Source organism: Peptoniphilus catoniae (genome assembly GCF_901447155.2).
Classification (GTDB): Bacteria; Bacillota; Clostridia; order Tissierellales; family Peptoniphilaceae; genus Peptoniphilus_E; species Peptoniphilus_E catoniae.
Genome location: NZ_LR588415.1, coordinates 249,756 through 268,438 on the forward strand (window position 1 = coordinate 249,756; position 18,683 = coordinate 268,438).

General features: G+C 31.6%; 9 protein-coding genes and 2 pseudogenes. All 11 read left to right on the top strand.

The annotated features are described in order from the left end of the window. Positions 1 to 3: 3 nt before the first annotated feature. A pseudogene (locus PEPCATONIAE_RS05990) lies at positions 4 to 591 on the top strand (VirB6/TrbL-like conjugal transfer protein, CD1112 family); the annotation flags it as partial. A 9-nt stretch (positions 592 to 600) separates the two neighbouring features. Then, a complete protein-coding gene (locus tag PEPCATONIAE_RS05995; protein ID WP_138160189.1) occupies positions 601 to 891 on the top strand; it encodes a hypothetical protein in 291 nt (96 codons plus the stop codon). Between the two features lies 1 nt (position 892). Continuing rightward, on the top strand, positions 893 to 1,303 hold the full coding sequence (locus tag PEPCATONIAE_RS06000) for a PrgI family protein (protein WP_138160191.1): 411 nt from the start codon (positions 893 to 895) through the stop codon (positions 1,301 to 1,303). Further along, positions 1,194 to 3,617, top strand: a complete 2,424-nt coding sequence (locus PEPCATONIAE_RS06005) for a VirB4-like conjugal transfer ATPase, CD1110 family (protein ID WP_138160193.1) — start codon at positions 1,194 to 1,196, stop codon at positions 3,615 to 3,617. Before PEPCATONIAE_RS06000 ends, PEPCATONIAE_RS06005 begins: the two co-directional genes overlap by 110 nt. 7 nt (positions 3,618 to 3,624) lie before the next feature. Beyond that, a complete protein-coding gene (locus PEPCATONIAE_RS06010) occupies positions 3,625 to 6,204 on the top strand; it encodes a CD1108 family mobile element protein (RefSeq protein ID WP_138160195.1) in 2,580 nt (859 codons plus the stop codon). A gap of 14 nt (positions 6,205 to 6,218) precedes the next feature. Further along, positions 6,219 to 6,458: a hypothetical protein gene (locus PEPCATONIAE_RS06015; RefSeq protein ID WP_138160197.1), complete on the top strand. Its 240-nt coding sequence runs from the start codon at positions 6,219 to 6,221 to the stop codon at positions 6,456 to 6,458. Then, the gene (locus tag PEPCATONIAE_RS06020) at positions 6,445 to 8,796 is read left to right on the top strand and encodes a leucine-rich repeat protein (RefSeq protein ID WP_138160199.1); all 2,352 of its coding nucleotides are present in this window, start codon (positions 6,445 to 6,447) and stop codon (positions 8,794 to 8,796) included. The genes PEPCATONIAE_RS06015 and PEPCATONIAE_RS06020 overlap by 14 nt, the downstream gene beginning before the upstream one ends. Positions 8,797 to 8,810: 14 nt before the next feature. Continuing rightward, positions 8,811 to 9,677: a CD1107 family mobile element protein gene (locus tag PEPCATONIAE_RS06025; RefSeq protein ID WP_138160201.1), complete on the top strand. Its 867-nt coding sequence runs from the start codon at positions 8,811 to 8,813 to the stop codon at positions 9,675 to 9,677. Between the two features lie 63 nt (positions 9,678 to 9,740). After that, on the top strand, positions 9,741 to 11,462 hold the full coding sequence (locus PEPCATONIAE_RS06030; protein ID WP_138160203.1) for a DNA topoisomerase 3: 1,722 nt from the start codon (positions 9,741 to 9,743) through the stop codon (positions 11,460 to 11,462). Next, a complete protein-coding gene (locus tag PEPCATONIAE_RS06035) occupies positions 11,455 to 12,420 on the top strand; it encodes a DNA cytosine methyltransferase (protein WP_138160204.1) in 966 nt (321 codons plus the stop codon). Before PEPCATONIAE_RS06030 ends, PEPCATONIAE_RS06035 begins: the two co-directional genes overlap by 8 nt. 2,257 nt (positions 12,421 to 14,677) lie before the next feature. After that, a pseudogene (locus PEPCATONIAE_RS08780) lies at positions 14,678 to 18,589 on the top strand (Eco57I restriction-modification methylase domain-containing protein); the annotation flags it as partial. Between the last annotated feature and the right edge of the window lie 94 nt (positions 18,590 to 18,683).

Genomic DNA, 18,683 nt, shown 5'->3' on the forward strand with positions numbered 1-18,683 from the left:
ACCGATACAGATACTTTTGAGTTTTTCAAATACATTATAAAGATGTTTATAGCAGTCTACCTTGCAAGCCATGCCTTTGAATTTTCAATGGCAGTCTTTGATGTGGCACAAAATCTTGTAAACAAAGCGGCAGGGGTAATCACTACTTCTGCCACTGTTTCAGGAGATCAGATAGTTGCAATGGTTGATGCATTAAAAGAAAAAGAAATAGGTGAGCTTTTAATGATACTAGTTGAAACGAGCCTTGTAAGGATTGCAATTCAAGGAATATCACTAGTTATAACATTAATAGTATATGGGCGTATGTTTGAAATATATGTCTACTCATCAGTATCATCCATACCATTTGCGACTATGGGAAATAAAGAATGGGGTCAGATTGGAACAAATTATATCAAGGGACTTTTTGCCTTGGGACTACAAGGTTTGTTTTTGATGGTATGTTTAGGTATCTACACCGTTTTAATAAGAACGGTACAGATTACAGATATTCACGCAAGCTTGTTTAGTATATTAGGATATGCTCTACTACTTGGACTTATGATGTTTAAGAGTGGAACAGTTGCAAAAAGTATTATGAATACGCACTAGGAGGAATAAATGTTAAAAAAGAAAAATTGTGCTTTATTAGGACTTGGAATTTTATTGGGAGGAACTTATGAAATTTTAAAAGAGAAAAAAAGAAATGAAGAGATTAGAAACTTAAAGAGGAGAATAAATATACTCGGAAGATGTCACAATGAATTTGTTATGTATCAAGGAGCATACAATGACAGAAATGAAGAAAAACAAGAAGAATTAGAAGAAAGAATTAGCTACCTAGAAGAAGAAACAATATCTAATTATGACCATATACTTGAACTTTCCAAAGAAGAAGTAGAGGGAGATTAAAATGGCATATGTACCAATACCAAAAGATTTGGACAAGATTAAAACAAAGGTTGCCTTTAACTTAACTAAAAGACAACTTATAGGTTTTTCTGTGGCAGGACTAATTGGCATACCGACTTATTTATTTATGAAAAAATATCTACCTAATGATGTTTCAATCATTGTAATGCTAATAGTAACTCTGCCAATCTTTTTTATAACCTTATATGAAAAAGATACCTTAACTTTTGAAAAATATTTTAAATTTTTCTATCTTCATAAGTTTTATCAACCAACTAAGAGAATAAGAAAGGAGGCATACCTTGAAGCAAAGAAAAAAGCAAATCAGCGACTTAAATCTAAGGGAAAAACAATTAAAAAAAGACAGAAAGGAAGTAAGAAGGTTAAAAACAAAGAAAGATCCAACAAATAGTCTTCTAAGTGTACTTTTAAAGAAAGAGAAAAAGAGATTTACTGTTGAGGATACAATTCCATATATAAGAATGTTACCAGAGGGCATTTGCCAGTTAGATGAAAAAAATTATTCAAAGACAATTTCATTTCAAGATATAAATTACCAGTTGGCATTGGAAGAAGATAGAGATTTAATCTTTAACCAATTTGCCAACTTTTTAAATTCTTTTGATCCAAGTGTCCACATTGAACTTTCGTATGCAAATCAATTAGGAAGAAATAAAGACCTACAAGATGCAATTAAAATTGCTGATAAGGGAGACTTCTATGACGATGTAAGAAAAGAGTTCAGGGAGATGTTAAAGCTTCAACTTGCAAAGGGAAATAACGGACTTAAAAAGATGAAGTATATAACCTTTACAATAGAAGCCGATAATCTAGAGCAAGCAAGAGCAAAGTTAAATAGACTTGAAGTAGATATTTTATCCAACTTTAAATCTATGGGAGTAAGAGCTGAGAGCCTTGATGGCGAAGAAAGACTAAGACTTGTTCACGATATGTTAAATCCAGACAAAAACTTTGATTTTTCATATAAGGATTTGAAGAAGAAAGAGTCTACAAAATCACATATAACTCCCAATATTTTTAATTTTGCACCAGCAAATAATTTTAAATTTGGGAAATTCATTGGGGCAGTAAGCCATTTTCAAATACTAGCAAGTGAGCTATCAGACAGAATGCTATCTGAGTTTTTAGATATTGATGACAATATTTATGTAGCTTTTCATATAGATGTAGTTGAACAAGCAGAAGCTATTAAACTCATTAAGAGAAAGAACACAGACCTAGACAGAATGAAAATTGAAGAACAAAAGAAAGCAGTTCGTGCTGGATATGATATGGATATTATTCCTTCAGATATAAATACTTTCGGAGCTGATGTTAAGTCCATGTTATCTGACTTACAAAATAGAGATGAAAGGCTCTTTGTAGTTACCATAGTAATGATGAATTTTGCAAGGACTAATCAAAAATTAGAAAACACCATTGCTCAAATATCATCAATTGCAAACAGACATAATTGTCAGGTAAAAAGATTATCTCATCAGCAAGAACAAGGACTTGTTTCTGTCTTACCTTTAGGAGTTAATCAAGTCGAAATTAAAAGATTTTTAACTTCATCATCAACGGCAGTATTTATGCCTTTTACAACAGAAGAGCTATTTATTGATTCGGCAAATTCTTTGTACTATGGCTTAAATGCCCTTAGCCAAAACTTGATTATGGCAGATAGGAAGAAACTAAAGAACCCTAACGGATTAATATTAGGAACACCAGGTTCTGGTAAATCTTTCTCAGCAAAAAGAGAGATGGCAAATGCAATTCTTGTCACAGATGATGATGTAATTATTTGTGATCCTGAGGGCGAGTATTCAAACCTTGTAAAACAATTTAATGGAGAAGTTATTAAAGTTTCAGCAAAGTCAAAGGACTATCTAAATCCACTAGATATAAATATGAACTATGGAGATGGGGACGCACCTTTAAAAGACAAGGCAAATTTCATAATGTCTATGCTTGAACTTGTAGTAGGAGGATCTGGTCTTACTGCTGCAGAAAAATCTGTTATAGATAGGTGCTTACCAAAGATATACCAAAAATATTTTGAAGATCCAAAACCAGAAAATATGCCAATATTAGGAGATTTATACGATATGCTCCTATCTCAAGAAGAGGGAGTTGGAAGAAAACTAGCAACAGAAATGGAAATTTATGTTAAGGGAAGTCTTAATGTCTTTAATAATAGGTCAAATGTTGACTTAAATAGGCAACTGCTCTGTTTTGATATAAAAGAGCTAGGAACACAACTTAAAAAAATAGGTATGCTTGTAATTCAAGACCAGGTTTGGAACAAGGTTTCCCTAAATAGAGGAAGCAAATCTACCAGATACTATATAGATGAGTTCCACCTTTTATTAAAAGACCCACAAACTGCTTCATATTCAGTAGAAATCTGGAAAAGATTTAGAAAATGGGGAGGTATTCCAACAGGCATAACTCAAAACGTAAAAGACCTTTTAACAAGTCAGGAAATTGAAAATATCTTTGATAATACAGACTTTGTTCTAATGTTAAATCAAGCATCTGGAGATAGAGATATACTTGCTAAGAAATTAAAAATATCGCCTTATCAGCTAAACTATATTACTAATTCAAACGCTGGTGAGGGACTATTATTCTTTGGAAATACTATTGTTCCATTTATAGATAAATTCCCTAAAGACACCATGCTATATAAGCTGATGACAACAAAACCAGAAGAAGCTAAGTAGGTGTGATATGGATAAAAAACTAAAAAAAGATTTTCAAAAGAAGATTATACGAAATAGGGACGCTCCTGAAAAGAATATAGATAGTAAACTTGTTCATTCAGATGATTATACCAATAAGATTATTAAGACTAAGGATAGGTTTGGAGATAAAATAGCTGAAAAGGAATCTAAACTAATTCATGAGAATATATTATCTAAAGAGCAAAAACAAGATAAACTAAAAGATTTTCAGAAGTCTAAAAACAAGGAAAGAATTAGAAAAGAAGTTTTAGATAATAAGAATAAGGCTGAAGAAATAAAACAAGCTAATTTTGAAATAAAGACAGATGAAAGCTTTAAACTTGATGAAGACTTAGATGTAGACTTCAAAAAGGTGAATTTTGATAGTAAAAACAGTAGAAATATTAATTCTAATAAACTAACAACAGATGATATTTCAGCTAAGGCTCAGCCAATAAGCAATAAGAAGGCATCAAGTAAAAGACAAGTTCTTAAAAATTATGAGGATAAACTTATCCATAGCAAGGATAAATTCCAAGACAAAATCAACGAGAAAGAGTCTAAGCGAATCCACACAAGTGAAGATAAACCTATTGAAACAAAGAAAAGTAAGAGAATATATAGAAAAGATAAGCTTGTTAAAGATGAAGTAAGTAAGGACGAGAGTAATGCTAATATCGATAAAAAGCAAAAGCAGAAGCTTTATCAAGAAAAGAAGTTTAGAGATAAGAAAAAATTTTCTAAAGAAATAGATAAAGAAAATAAGCTAAGCGAAGTTGATACAGATAAGACTTTTGATAATTCGAAGGTTAAAGACAATTATCAAGAATTTATAAAAGATGAAAAGGAAACAAGCCTTAAACCGTCAGAACAAAAGAAAGTTAATAAAAAGAAGACTTACTATAAGAGAAAAAATTATGAAAGTGATAAATTCACTCGAAAGAAAATTGATGACTTAAAAAAAGAAGCTAAGAAAGTTACAACTAAAGATTCTAAGAAAGCACAAGATGTTAAAGATTTTATCTCAGATAAAAAAATTGGAGATCTTGAAAAGTCTAAAAGCAAGCTAAAGGATAATATCTTAAAGAATAAAACTAAAGGAAGCCTATCTTCTGGGGTTTTATTATCTGGAGCTAAGTCATCAGAGTTAGTGAGAGATTATCTAAGTTCAGGATCTGACAATACTGGTGTAGAATCTGGAGAAAAGGCCGCTAATGTAAGCTCTAAACTTCAGCATGGAATAAGGAAGTATAAGCTAGACAAAAAGAAAAAGTCCTTAAAAAAGCTATCTAAACTTGATAAGAAAATAAGAAATAGAAAAAGCAAGTTGGAGTTTAAAAGTGGCTTGGAAGATTTAAAAAAGTCAGACGCCTATATAAAGAAAAATAGATTTAAGAAGTTTTATCAGAGAAAACAAATGAAAAGCATGATAGCTAAAAAGCACGAAACAAGACTTGTGGATAGAGTTAAAAAAGCTATTTTAAGTTTAGGTAAGGCTTCTAAAGAGCTAATCGTAAGAAAAAGTAAGATGGTTCTATTTCTAGTAATAGGACTAGGTCTTATGCTATCAATCATGATTGGTGGTGGAAGTGTTGGCATGAGTGGATTAAGCAACTCTGTTAACTCAGTAATGACAACAACATACCTATCACAAGATACAGTTCTAAGTGAAGTTAATCAAGAGTTTTCATCAATGGAATATGACCTACAATCACAAATCGAAAGCGTAAAAACGAGTCATCCTGGATATGACGAATATATCATAAACAAAGAAGGAGAAATTGGTCATAATACCCATGAACTTTTATCCTATATAACTTCAAGATGTGGAGAAGTAAAATCAGCATCTGAAGTAAAAGGAATTTTAAAAGAGCTTTTCGATAAGATGTATAAGCTTGACTTTAAGGAAGAAATTGAAATTAGAACAAGAACAGTAGCAAGAACTAGATATGATAGTCGAGGCAATCCTTATACTAGCTATGAAAAAGAAGAGTACGAATATAAAAAGTTAATTGTAACTTTAAAGAAAAAAGAAATGGATGAAGTTGTTAGGGAAATATTTAAAGATTATCCAGACAATGTAGTTCATTATGAAGCTCTTCTTGAAGCTAATGGGAATATGGGAGATGTTTTTGGATCAGGTAATGGCGACTTAGGAGAAATAGTAGACAATCCAAACTTTGGAAATCCTGGTCTTGCTTTTGATTCTGAAACTACCAAAGCCTTATTTAATGAAGCAGAAAAACATATAGGTAAAAGATATGTGTTTGGAGCAAGTGGACCATCTAACTTTGACTGCTCAGGTTTTGTATGTTGGTCATTTACAAAGTCTGGTGTAAAGAGTATGCCAAGAACAACTGCATGGAGAATATACAAAGACTATTGTAATCCAGTAAGTCCAAGTGAAGCTCAACCTGGAGATATTATATTTTTCCACTCAACATATAACAGTGGAACACCAATATCTCACGTAGGAATATACGCAGGTAACGGAATGATGATTCACGCAGGAGATCCAATTCAATACACATCAATAAATTCAAAATATTGGAAATCACACTTTTATGGATTTGGAAGACCAAGATAGAAGGGAGATATTATGTGAACAGAAAGCTTGTAAGTATTAGGAACAAAAAGAAAAAAATAGAAGAGAAGTTAAAAGATTTAAATGCAAAATACAAGGAAATTTGCGACGAAGAAATACAAGTTGAAAATGAAGAAATAATTGTAACTCTTAGGAGGAACAATATTAGCTTGGAAGAATTAATGGAGAAAATTAATGAAAGAAAAAGAGAAGAAAAATTAAAAGAAAAGGAGAACATTCATAATGAAGAAATTTAATACGAACAGACTAAGAGCCTTTTTTATGGCTCTTTTATTAGTTTTGACATCAACTGTGCATACAAGTGCATTTGCAAAGTCTGATGTTACTTGGACGGAAGATGATTTTATGTATTCCTCTGAGGGAAATATAATTGCCTTTAGTGATAAGGGTTTAGAAAAGAAAGAAAGGACAAATATTCTAGTATTTCCTGAAGGAACCAAGTCTATAAATGGAAATTACTCTTTAAATCATTCAAACGATGAATTTAGATATAAAAGAGAATTTGGACGTGGCAAACATTGGGATAAAGTAATTATTCCTGATTCAGTTAAGCATTTAGGTTATGCTGCCTTTTACGAAGCAAGTATAGATGAGGTAAAACTATCAAATAGTTTAACTTACCTTGGAGGCTTAGCATTCTTCAACTGTGGACTTAAAGAAGTAGCTTTACCTGATACTTTGGTAAATATTGAACATAATGCTTTTGAAAGAAATAATCTTCAAGAAATAACTATACCGAAGTTTGTGAAGACAATTGAACAATATGCTTTTTCAAGAAATAAATTGCACACTATAAAAGTTTTAGGCAATCCAAATATTAACAGTAAGGGAGTATTCCACAATCAAGAAGTTGAATATAGACCAAAACAAAATCCATTTTACGAAAATCATTTTGGTTTCAGAGGAAATCAAGGATTCAAATCTATTCCTAATGGGTTAAGGTATGAAAATGGAGAGTTTGTCTTTGATAAGAAAGTAGATAGTGTAGAACTTGAATTCGATTATAACAATGATATGTATCAAGGAAAGATGACTATTTTCAATCCAAACAAATATTCCATCGATACTCAAACTGATTTGACAGGACAAGATATTGATGGAAAGGACAATAAGATTGATGATTTAACTAAAAACATTAAGGACTTAGAAAATCAGATCAAAGACTTAAATGATAAGAAAAAAGAAGACCAATCAAAGATAGATGAATTAAAGGAAAAGTTAGAATCTTGCAAAGATAATGGAGAGAAACTAAAACAAGAAAAGGATAAGCTAGAAGAAGAGATTAGAGATAAAGATAATAAGATTGCTCAATTGAATAAAGAAATTGAGAATCTTAAAAATTCTAATAATGATGAACTAATAGCAGAAATTACTCAGCTTAAAGATGAATTAAAAAGATTACAAGATGAAAATACAAAACTAAAAGAAGATTATTCATCTACAAAATGGGAGTTAGAAGCTGAGAAAGAAAAGACCGACAAAAACGAAAATAAAATCAAAGAAATGCAAGAAAAGCTTGAGTCTTTAGAAGGGGAACTTGCAAAGAAGACTAAAGAAATTGATGATAAAGATAATAGAATTAAGGACTTAGAAAAAGCCCTTGATGAAAAAGATAATAAGATAAAAGACCTTGAGTCTAAAAGGAAAGAGACAGAAAATTCTAAGTCAGAATGCTGTAAGAAAATTGAAGAGGTTCAAAAGGCTATTGATAGTTTAAAAGAATCTTCTGAAAATACAAAAAAAGAATTAGAAGAGAAAATTAAAGAACTAGAAGAAAAACAAAAAGCTTCTGAAGAAGAAATTAAAAAGTTAAAAGAAGAATTAGATAAGAAAATTGAAGAAGCAAAGAAGTTAATCGAGGAAGCAAATAAAAAAGCAAAAGAAGAACTTGAAAAACAAGCTAAAGATGAAAAAGATAAAAATCTAAATCAAGACTTATCTAAGAAATTAGATGAACTTCTAAAACTCCAAAAAGAAAACAAAGAGAAGAAAGAAGATAAGAAATCTCAAGATAAGAAGTGGGACGAAATTTTGAAAGCTGATGATAAGAACATCCTAAATCAATTTGATCTTAACAAGATGAAAAAGCAAGAGGAACAACAAGGTAAAAAACAAGTTAAAGATGAAAAAGAATTTGCAGTTTTCCAAGTAGACAAAAACTTTTATAACATTATCAATAAAGATGGTAAGACAACAGTCTATATGGATGTAAAAACTTATGTAGACCAAGGAAGAACTATGATTCCAGTAAGATATATTGCTTATACTCTAGGTTTTAATGTTGAGTATGACAACTCTACTCGTGAAGCCATTTTCTCAAACAAAGAGAATAATATCTTAGCTAAAAAGACATTAAGACTAAATATTGATACTGGTGTTATGAAAGATTCAGATGGAAAGGTCTACAATTCAGATGTTAAGCCAGTGATTATAAATGGAAGAATTCATGCTTCAATTTCAAATATTGCTAAAGCTTTTGGAGCAAGTCATGGAGATATTAAAGATGGCAAAAACCAAACAATAGAATGGGACAATGCTAGAAAAGCAGTCTATGTATTTAAAAATGTAAAATAAGAAAGGATAGAAAAATGAATAAGAGCATTAAACGAGGAGTAGCCATAGCGTTACTCCTTTTTACATTTACAGTACCAGCAACTACATTTGCAATGACAAATGAAGGGCAAATAGAAAGTCAAAACGAATCAATCTATGAACCACAAAAAGAAGAATTTGAGAAAATGTTGAAAGATGATGTTTTTGCACCATCAAAAGAAGAAATTCCTTATCAAGATGTTCCAAGAATACCAGGAAATACAAGTGAAGCAACCAAGCCTTCAAATAATCCTCCAAAGAAAACACCACTTGTAAAAGGTGGTAATACAAAGGCAGTAAATAGTCTAGCAACACAGGAAAATAAGGCAAGAGGTTCAGTAATTGAAAATGTAGATAGGAATGGAAAAGATATTACACCAAGTGGAGATACAGAAAAAGATAAAGAAAATCCAGTAGATGTAAGACAATTTTTAACATTTCAAACTAAAAGTGGAAAAACGATGCACCTAATAGTGGATCACTCATCAAATCAAGATAATGTAAGATTATTAACAGAAGTAGGAGAGCAAGACCTACTTAATATGATTGAATCAGAAGATAAAAATACTATAAAGGTTGAAGAGCCTAAGAAAGAAGAAGTAAAAAAAGAAGAACCTACTGTTGTTCCAGTAAAAGAAGAAAAGAAAAGCGGAATAGGTTCATTTCTAATTGTTGCACTTGTAATTGGAGGAGTTGTAGGAGCAGGATACTATTTTAAGGTAGTTAAAGCAAAAGAAGATAAAATGTTGGAAGACTTTGAAGAAGATGATGAGGATTATATTAGTGAGTCAGAAGATGAGTCTGACAATGAAGAAAGTCATGAAGAATCTTTAGATGAAGACGATGAAGATGAACTATTATAATAATTTTTAAAAGCTTGAGCGAGAGAGAAATCTTTCGCTCTTTTTTTATTTATGGAGGTATTAATGAAGTTAGTAATAGCAGAAAAGCCAAGTGTAGCAGTTACAATTGCAAAAGTAATTGGAGCAAGAACAAGAAAAAACGGATATTATGAGGGAGGTGGCTACATTGTTTCATGGTGTGTTGGTCATTTAATTCAAATGGCAAGTCCCGATAAGATAGACGAAAAATGGAAGAAATGGTCAATGGACACTCTTCCTATAATCCCAGAAGAATATATTTATGAAGTATCTAAAAGCACTAAGAAACAATATGGAGTTTTAAAGAAACTTTTAAACGATAAGAACATCGACACAGTTATAAATGCTTGTGATGCTGGACGAGAGGGAGAACTTATCTTTAGGCTTGTATATAATCAAGCTAAATGTAAGAAGAAGATTCAAAGACTTTGGATATCTTCAATGGAAAACAAAGCTATTGAAGATGGATTTAGAAATCTTAAAGATGGAGAAAACTTTGAAGACTTATATAGATCAGCAAGTGCAAGAGCCATTGCAGATTGGCTGGTAGGAATGAATCTAAGTAGGCTTTATTCTTGCATTTACAAGGAAACATATTCAGTTGGTAGAGTACAAACACCAACCCTATATTTAATAGCTAAAAGGGATAGTGAAATAAACCTATTTAAGAAGCAAAAATATTATACAGTTGACTTATCTTATGGAGGATTGAAGCTTGTATCAGATAGGATTGATAGAATTGAAGTTGCAGAGCAACTTTTAAACTTGCTAGAAGATGAAATAGTTATTACAGAGGTAGAAGATAAAGAAATAATTACAAAACCAGATAAGCCTTATGATCTCACTACCTTACAAAGAGAAGCAAATAAATATTTTGGATATTCAGCAAATGACACTTTAAATCTGGCACAAGCTTTGTATGAAAAAAAGCTAATCACATACCCAAGAACAGACAGCAGGTATTTAACCGATGATATGGTTAATACTATAAAAGAATTATTAGAAGGACTTGAAGAAGACTTTAAGGTTAATGAATCAAACTTTAAGTCTATTTTTAATTCATCTAAGGTTACAGACCACTATGCGATTATTCCTACTATATCGGGCATTGAAAAAGCTAAAGATTTATCTGATAAAGAAAGCAAAATCTATAAACTAATTAAGGATAAATTACTTGCTTCATGTTCGGATAACTTAAAGGAATCTAGCAGAAAAATCAAATATGAATATGATAAATTTAACTTCAATGCAAGTGGCAAGACTATAATCGATGAAGGTTATACAAAGTATCTAAAGAGCTATGGAAAAGAAAAACAAGAAAATGAATTACCAGATATAAAGACTGGAGATAAAATTAAGCTAACTTCTAAAAATATATCAGAGAAATTTACCAAAGCTCCAAGTCATTATAACGAAGATACACTTTTAAAGGCTATGGAGAATGCAGGAGTAGAATCCTTGGATAAAGACATAGAAGTGGAAAGAAAAGGCTTAGGAACACCAGCTACAAGAGCAGGAATTATTGAAAATCTTATCCATAAGGATCTCATAAGAAGAGAAAAGAAAAATTTACTTGTAACAGAAAAAGGCAATAGACTTGTATCGATTGTAGAGGATAAGTTTAAGTCGGCAGAAACGACATCTGAATGGGAAATGAAACTTGCAAAGATTAGCTCTGGCGAGGTAGATAAAGAAGACTTTTTAAGAGAAATAGAAGATAGTATAAGGGAACTTGTAGATAGGTACAAGAATAATCTAAATGAATAAGGTAAAAATATTAGAGCTTTTCGGTGGCATAGGTGCTATTAGAAAGGCTTTTATTAATTTAAAGATACCTTATGAAGTAGTTGATTATGTAGAAATAGATAAGGCTTGTGTTAAATCATACAACGCACTTTATGAAGAGAGTTATAAGCCAAAATCAGTAGTAGGATATAAAGCTCCTGATGAAAAGATTAACTTAGTTATGCATGGTAGTCCTTGCCAAGACTTTTCAAGAATAGGAAAAAAGCAGGGAGGAGTAAAGAATTCAGGAACTAGATCAAGCTTACTATTTGAAACAATTAGAATAATAAAAGAAATGAAAGATAAACCTAAATGGATAATTTGGGAGAATGTAAAGGGAGTCCTTGATAGAAATATGAGGGACTCCTTTTTTATTTATCTAAAAGAGCTAGAAAACCTTGGATATGAAAGTAAGTATGAAATATTAGATGCAATGGACTTTGGGATACCTCAAAAAAGGGAGAGGATATTTGTTGTTTCATGTCTTGGAACAAATAACTTTTATTTTAATAAATTAGAGAGGAAAGAAACAAGACCACTAAGTGAATTTTTAGAAAAGGATGTAAATGAACTTTATACAATGACCCAACCTTATATGCTGAAATTTTTAAATAAAAGCATAGATAACAGTTTTAGAGGGCGACTTAAAGTGATTAAAGATTTTTCTTATACTATTTCTACAAAACAGATGAGAGTACCTAATTCTGGAATAATAGATATTGGAAATGGTCAGTATAGGTATTTAACAGAAAGAGAATGTTTAAGACTCATGGGTTTTGATGACAGTGATATTAACAAACTAGAAGAAGTGCATCCAAGAAGAAAAAATTGCACCTCAAGTAAACTATATAAGCAGGCCGGCAATTCTATTGTAGTGGATGTGTTAATGGCTATTATAAAAGAAATTCATAGAATGGAGGTAGGAAATGCAAGTAAATGATTTTAAGAATATACAAGAAGCAATAAAGTATGAAGTTTTGCAAGATGAAAATGAATATTTAAAACTCTTAAAAGTTATAGGCAATAATCAGAAATATGATTTTTCCAGCCAACTAAGTATATATAACAAAGAACCTGAAGCTAGAGCTTGTGCGACATTTGATATGTGGAAGAAATATTTCGGCAGAGTTGTTATGAGAGGTCAAAAGGGTATTCCAATTTTAGTTGGAAGTGATATAAACAAAAAAGTTTCATATATTTTTGATATTAGTCAGACCACATCAATGGATAGGAATATTAATGAGGTTAGCTTATGGCAGTTTGATCACGAAAACCATAACGAGGCTTTAAAAGAAATAATAAATAATTCTTCATTTGAAGCGAGTGATTCACTTAATGAAAATATATTTTCTTTAAGTCGAATTTATGGAGATGAATATATTAACTTGGCTCTTGCTGATTTGAGAATAGATATAGAGGATAGACTTAGCTTTGAAAAGTTTATGAGAGACTCAATATCCTATGCGGTAGCTAATAGGTTTAATACAGTCTATCCTATGGATATGGAAAATTTAAAAAATAATTTTTCTAGGATAAATACAATTTCTTTAGAGCAGATAGGTATTGTAATATCAAGGGTTAGTGAAGATATTATAGATAGCACAATAGAAAAATCTAAGGAAATGGATCGTGCTAGGCTGCTGACAGAAAGGGTCGCTGCCGACTATAATAGAGATATAGAAAATATAAATGAGGATAGAGGAGGTCAAGATGATTTATATAGACGATATGATAGGTCAAGAAGTAGAGATGGACGAGTTTTCACAGATGGAAGCGACAGAAGAAATAGCAATGAAGATCGAAGAGAAAACCTTGGATATGATGGAGAAGGATCTGGAATTTATGGAGAGATTTCCGAATCCGACATACGCAGTTCTAAGACTGTCTTACCTGGTAGGGAGCGAGGATATGGAGAACTGGAAGAAGCTTCAGGAAATGTACGAGGAGAAAACACTTTTGAACCATCTGAAGGAAATTCAGAATCAGGCAGTGGACTTTATCAAGAGAGAAAAAGTCAAAATGATGAAAGCACAAGGATTGACAGAGAAGATGATGAGAGAGAATCCAGAGGAATACCAAGGACATATGAACAACTTGATGGCAACAGTGAAGAAAATGGCAATCAAGGAATACGTGGAAGCTTAGAAAATGAAATAAGCCAAGAAAAGGAAGCTGATGAAGCTTCTTTTTTTGATGACAAAAACGCTGAAAATAGAAAAGATTATTGGATTGTAGAATTTAATGAAAACCACGAATTAGTTCCCGATTATAGTGGGCAGATAGTAACCAAAGAATTAATTAATCTCCTAAGACAAAAGGATATTGATGTTAAAGACCATAATCAAAATCTTGGAGAAAATGAATTTGGAGAAATTACAGATGATTATATCGGATATTTCAAATTCTATTTTGACCACTATGTAGACGGAGAAGTTGTCGAGCATTACAGGATTGACCTTGGTGATGGTGAAGAAGTAAATGAGCGTGAATTTTCATATTTAGAAGAGCAAGTTGCACTAAGTGAGGAAAACTCTTTACAAGAAGAAGTTAAGGAAAAGATAGAGCCTAAATTTAAAATAGGCGATCAGGTTAGATATAAAGATAAGGACTTCACCATTACAGATTTTGATGAACTAAGTGGAGGACTTAAAACTGTCACTATCAGAGATAATATGGAATATATGGGAGGTATGATTAGGGGTTCGGAAGTAATTCCATATAGAAACGATTCATACCTTGAAGAAATCTTTGAAAATCTAAGTCAAACATCAGAAAAACTAGCAGTAAAAGTTGGTAAGGAATTTATTTTAGAAGATGAGAATATCTTTGATGGAATTAACTTAATTGAAATAGGAACTAAAGTAGAAGTTAATGGAGAAGAAATTCCCTTATATAAGGGTGAAACATTTGAAGAAAGTAGAAAGATTGATGAGCTTTTAGATAGTGGAAATTATGAGATACACAAATTATCTGAATATGAAAAACAAATTGAAAGACAAGTAGAGCAAGAAAGCTTTATTGACAAGTTCAATCCTGAAATTGATCAAATGATGGATAGGTACAATGTGCCTAGGGAAGCAGCCGAAAACTTATTGAGGGGTAAAGAAGATTTAAAAAATCTAGGCTATGAACCTAATAAGGAAAGACTAAGTTTTGCTAGAAATTATGACTTGAAAAATCATATCTACTCAGAATACCTAACACCATCAGAAAGGCTAGATAAAAATATAAAAGCTATTAAAATGCTCAAAAGACTTGAAAATGAAAACAGGAGTCCAAGAGAGTATGAACAAGCCTATCTTGCTGATTATCTGGGTTGGGGTGGTCTTGCCGATGTCTTTGATGAAGAAAAAGGAGGACAATGGCTTGAAGCAAGAAATATTTTAAAAGAAAATCTAACAAATGAAGAGTATTTGAATGCTAAAGAGTCTACCTTAACATCGTTTTATACACCTAGAGAGGTAATGGATGGAATATATAAGACTCTAACAGATATGGGATTTAAGACTGGAAATATCCTTGAACCATCTGCAGGAGTTGGTAACTTCATAGGTAATATGCCAAGTGAAATAAGAGGCTCTAATGTCTATGGAGTAGAAAAAGATAGTCTAAGCGGAAGAATAGCAAGAGAGCTTTATCCTGAAGCTAATATTCAAATTAAAGGCTTTGAAGAAACAAACTTCTCAAATAACTTTTTCGATTTAGTTATAGGAAATGTTCCCTTTGGAGATTTTAAAGTTAACGATCGTGAATATAACAGAAATAATTTTCTGATTCACGATTATTTTTTTGCAAAGTCAATAGATAAGGTAAGAAATGGAGGAATTATTGCCTTCATAACTTCATCTGGAACTATGGATAAAAAAGATGAATCTGTTAGAAAATATATTAATGCAAGATGTGAGTTTTTAGGAGCTATGAGGCTTCCTAATACAACATTTAAAGGACTTGCTGGTACAGAAGTTACTTCGGATATTATTTTTTTAAAGAAGAGAGATTCAGTTATAGAAAGAGATGATGATTGGATATACCTAGCAACTGATAAAAAGGGTTTGACTTACAACAAATATTTTGTAGATAATCCTCAAATGGTATTAGGGGATATGAAAGAAGTATCTGGTAGATTTGGAAATACTATTACTTGTGATGAAAAAGAAGATGAAAAGTTAAAAGATTTAATGGATCTTGCAAGTAAGGAAATATCTTCAAACTCAAAATATGAAGAAGTCGAGCTATTGGAAGATGAAGAATTAAGTCTTCCAGCAACAGATGATGTTAAGAATTTTTCCTATACCATCATTGATGAAGAAGTCTACCTAAGAGAAAACTCAGTCTTAATTAAGCAGAATATGTCAGATAAAAATAAAGAAAAGATAAAAGATTATCTTGATGTAATGAATGCTTTGAAAGATGTAATAGAAAAGCAAAAGGATGATTTTTCTGACGAGGAAATAAAAGAGTCACAAGCAAAGTTAAATGAAGTCTATGATAACTTTTCAAAGAAACATGGCTTTATTAACTCCTTATCAAATACTAGAGCCTTAAAGGAAGACTCAAACTTTCCTTTGGTATCATCAATAGAAATACTTGATGATGAGGATAATTTCAAAGCTAAGAGTGATATATTTTCAAAAAGAACAATAACAAAGGCAAAGGTAGTAGACCATGTAGATACTTCCCTTGAAGCTTTAGTTTTATCAGTTTCACAAAAGGGATATGTAGACTTTGAATATATGGAATCTATCACTAATAAAGATAGGGACACCTTAATTGGTGAACTTGAAGGCGAGATATTTTTAGACATTAAGGATACAGACCTAATAAATAACAGAATGCCCTTTGAAAACTTTAACAATGACGATCCATTTCATTTTTTATATGTATCTGCTGACGAGTATTTAAGTGGAAATATTAGAGAAAAAATTGGCTATCTCAATTCATATATCGGAGAAATTGAAAATGTAATAGATTTAGCACCTTCTGAAAAGAAAGACACGTTATTAAATGAGTTAGGCAAGCTCAAATATCAAAGAGAAAAATTACAAGAAGTTATGCCTGAAGAACTAACTGCTTCTGACATAAATGTAAGGTTAGGAGCAACTTGGATACCTCAAAAAGATATAGAAGACTTTACTTTTAACCTTTTAAAAACACCAGGTTATGATAGGTGGAATATAAATGTTAGGTTCTCGCCACACACAAGTGAATGGAACATTGAAGGTAAAAGTGTTGACTCAACTAATGACCTTGCTAACATGACTTATGGTACAAGTAGAGTTAATGCCTATAAGCTAATTGAAAATGCTCTTAATCTAAAAGATACGAAGGTATTTGACCAAGTAATAAATGATGATGGTTCTAAGACTTCTGTATTGAATAAAAAAGAAACTATGCTTGCAAGTCAAAAGCAAGAACTGATTAAAGAAGAATTTAAGAATTGGATATTTGAAGATCCTGATAGAAGATATAGATTAGAAAAGATTTATAATGAAAAATTTAATTCAATTAGAAATAGAGAATTTGATGGTTCTAACTTAACTTTTGATGGAATGAATACTGAAATCAGACTACGAGAACACCAGAAAAATGCCATAGCAAGGACTCTTTATGGTGGAAATACACTACTTGCCCATGTAGTAGGAGCAGGAAAAACTTTTGAAATGGTAGCTTCTGCTATGGAATCTAAAAAGTTAGGACTTGCAAGTAAGTCATTATTTGTAGTTCCTAACCATCTAACTACTCAAATTGGTAGGGAGTTTATGCAATTATATCCGTCAGCGAACATTATGGTGGCCGATAAAAAAGACTTTCAACCTAAAAATAGGAAAAGATTTATTGGTAGGATTGCAACAGGAGAATATGATGCAGTCATCATAGGACACTCTCAATTCGAAAAAATACCAATGTCTAAGGAATACCAGGTAAGGCATATACAAGACCAAATAGATGATATAGTTTCCTTTATTGACGAGAATAAAAGAAATAGAGGGGAAAATTTCACTGTAAAACAACTGGAAAAGACAAAGAAGAAACTCTTGGTAAGACTGGAAAAACTAAATGATGACTTTAAAAAGGATGATGTAATAACCTTTGAAGAACTAGGAGTAGATAAGTTATTTATAGACGAAGCTCATAATTACAAAAACCTATTCTTGCATACAAAGATGAGAAATGTTGCGGGTATCGGTCAGAGTGAAGCCTTTAAGTCTTCGGATATGTATATGAAATGTAGGTATATGGATGAAATGACAGATGGCAAGGGAGTTGTATTTGCTACTGGTACACCAATATCAAATTCAATGACAGAGCTTTATACAATGCAAAGATACCTTCAATATGACGATTTAAAGGCAAGAGGATTAGAACATTTTGATGCCTGGGCTTCTACTTTTGGAGAAACAGAAAACACCTTTGAATTATCTCCAGAAGGAACTGGATATAGGCAAAAGACAAGATTTTCAAAGTTTTATAACTTGCCAGAACTTATGAGCATGTTTAAAGAAGTAGCAGATATAAAAACCTCAGATATGTTAAATTTGCCAGTACCAGAAGCAAACTTTGAAGTTATTAAAACAAAACCTACTGAGGAACAAAAAGAAATATTAGAATCTATTTCAGAAAGAGCTGACGCAGTTAGAAATAACCAAGTCGAGCCAACAGAAGATAATATGCTAAAGATTACAAATGATGGTAAAAAACTTGCCCTTGACCAAAGATTAATAAACCCACTACTTCCAGATGATCCTAATTCAAAGGTAAATGTATGCGTTAAAAACATCTTTTCGATCTGGGATAAGACAAAAGAAAATTCATCGACCCAATTAGTATTTTCAGATATGTCTACACCAAAAGGAGATGGAGAATTTAATATCTATGATGATATTAGAAATAAGCTAGTGAATATGGGAATACCTAAAGAAGAAATAGCCTTTATTCATGAAGCGGATACAGACAAACAAAAAGATGAACTGTTCTCTAAGGTTAGAAGAGGAGAAGTAAGAGTATTATTAGGCTCTACTCAAAAAATGGGAGCAGGTACAAATGTACAAAATAAACTTATAGCCTTACATGATTTAGACGTCCCTTGGAGACCGTCTGATGTTGGACAGTCCGAAGTGGTACGGCGAAAAGCATTGAAAACAGGACTATCTCAAAAAATACTAATGCGAACATAACTAATAAGTTGATATAGAGGATTTTTAC

Excerpts from the sequence above, each read along its gene's own strand:
- PEPCATONIAE_RS06035 (WP_138160204.1), top strand. The coding sequence starts at position 11,455 with ATGAATAAGGTAAAAATATTAGAGCTTTTCGGTGGCATAGGTGCTATT.
- PEPCATONIAE_RS06000 (WP_138160191.1), top strand. The coding sequence starts at position 893 with ATGGCATATGTACCAATACCAAAAGATTTGGACAAGATTAAAACAAAG.
- PEPCATONIAE_RS06025 (WP_138160201.1), top strand. The coding sequence starts at position 8,811 with ATGAATAAGAGCATTAAACGAGGAGTAGCCATAGCGTTACTCCTTTTT.
- PEPCATONIAE_RS06030 (WP_138160203.1), top strand. The coding sequence starts at position 9,741 with ATGAAGTTAGTAATAGCAGAAAAGCCAAGTGTAGCAGTTACAATTGCA.
- PEPCATONIAE_RS05995 (WP_138160189.1), top strand. The coding sequence starts at position 601 with ATGTTAAAAAAGAAAAATTGTGCTTTATTAGGACTTGGAATTTTATTG.
- PEPCATONIAE_RS06020 (WP_138160199.1), top strand. The coding sequence starts at position 6,445 with ATGAAGAAATTTAATACGAACAGACTAAGAGCCTTTTTTATGGCTCTT.
- PEPCATONIAE_RS06010 (WP_138160195.1), top strand. The coding sequence starts at position 3,625 with ATGGATAAAAAACTAAAAAAAGATTTTCAAAAGAAGATTATACGAAAT.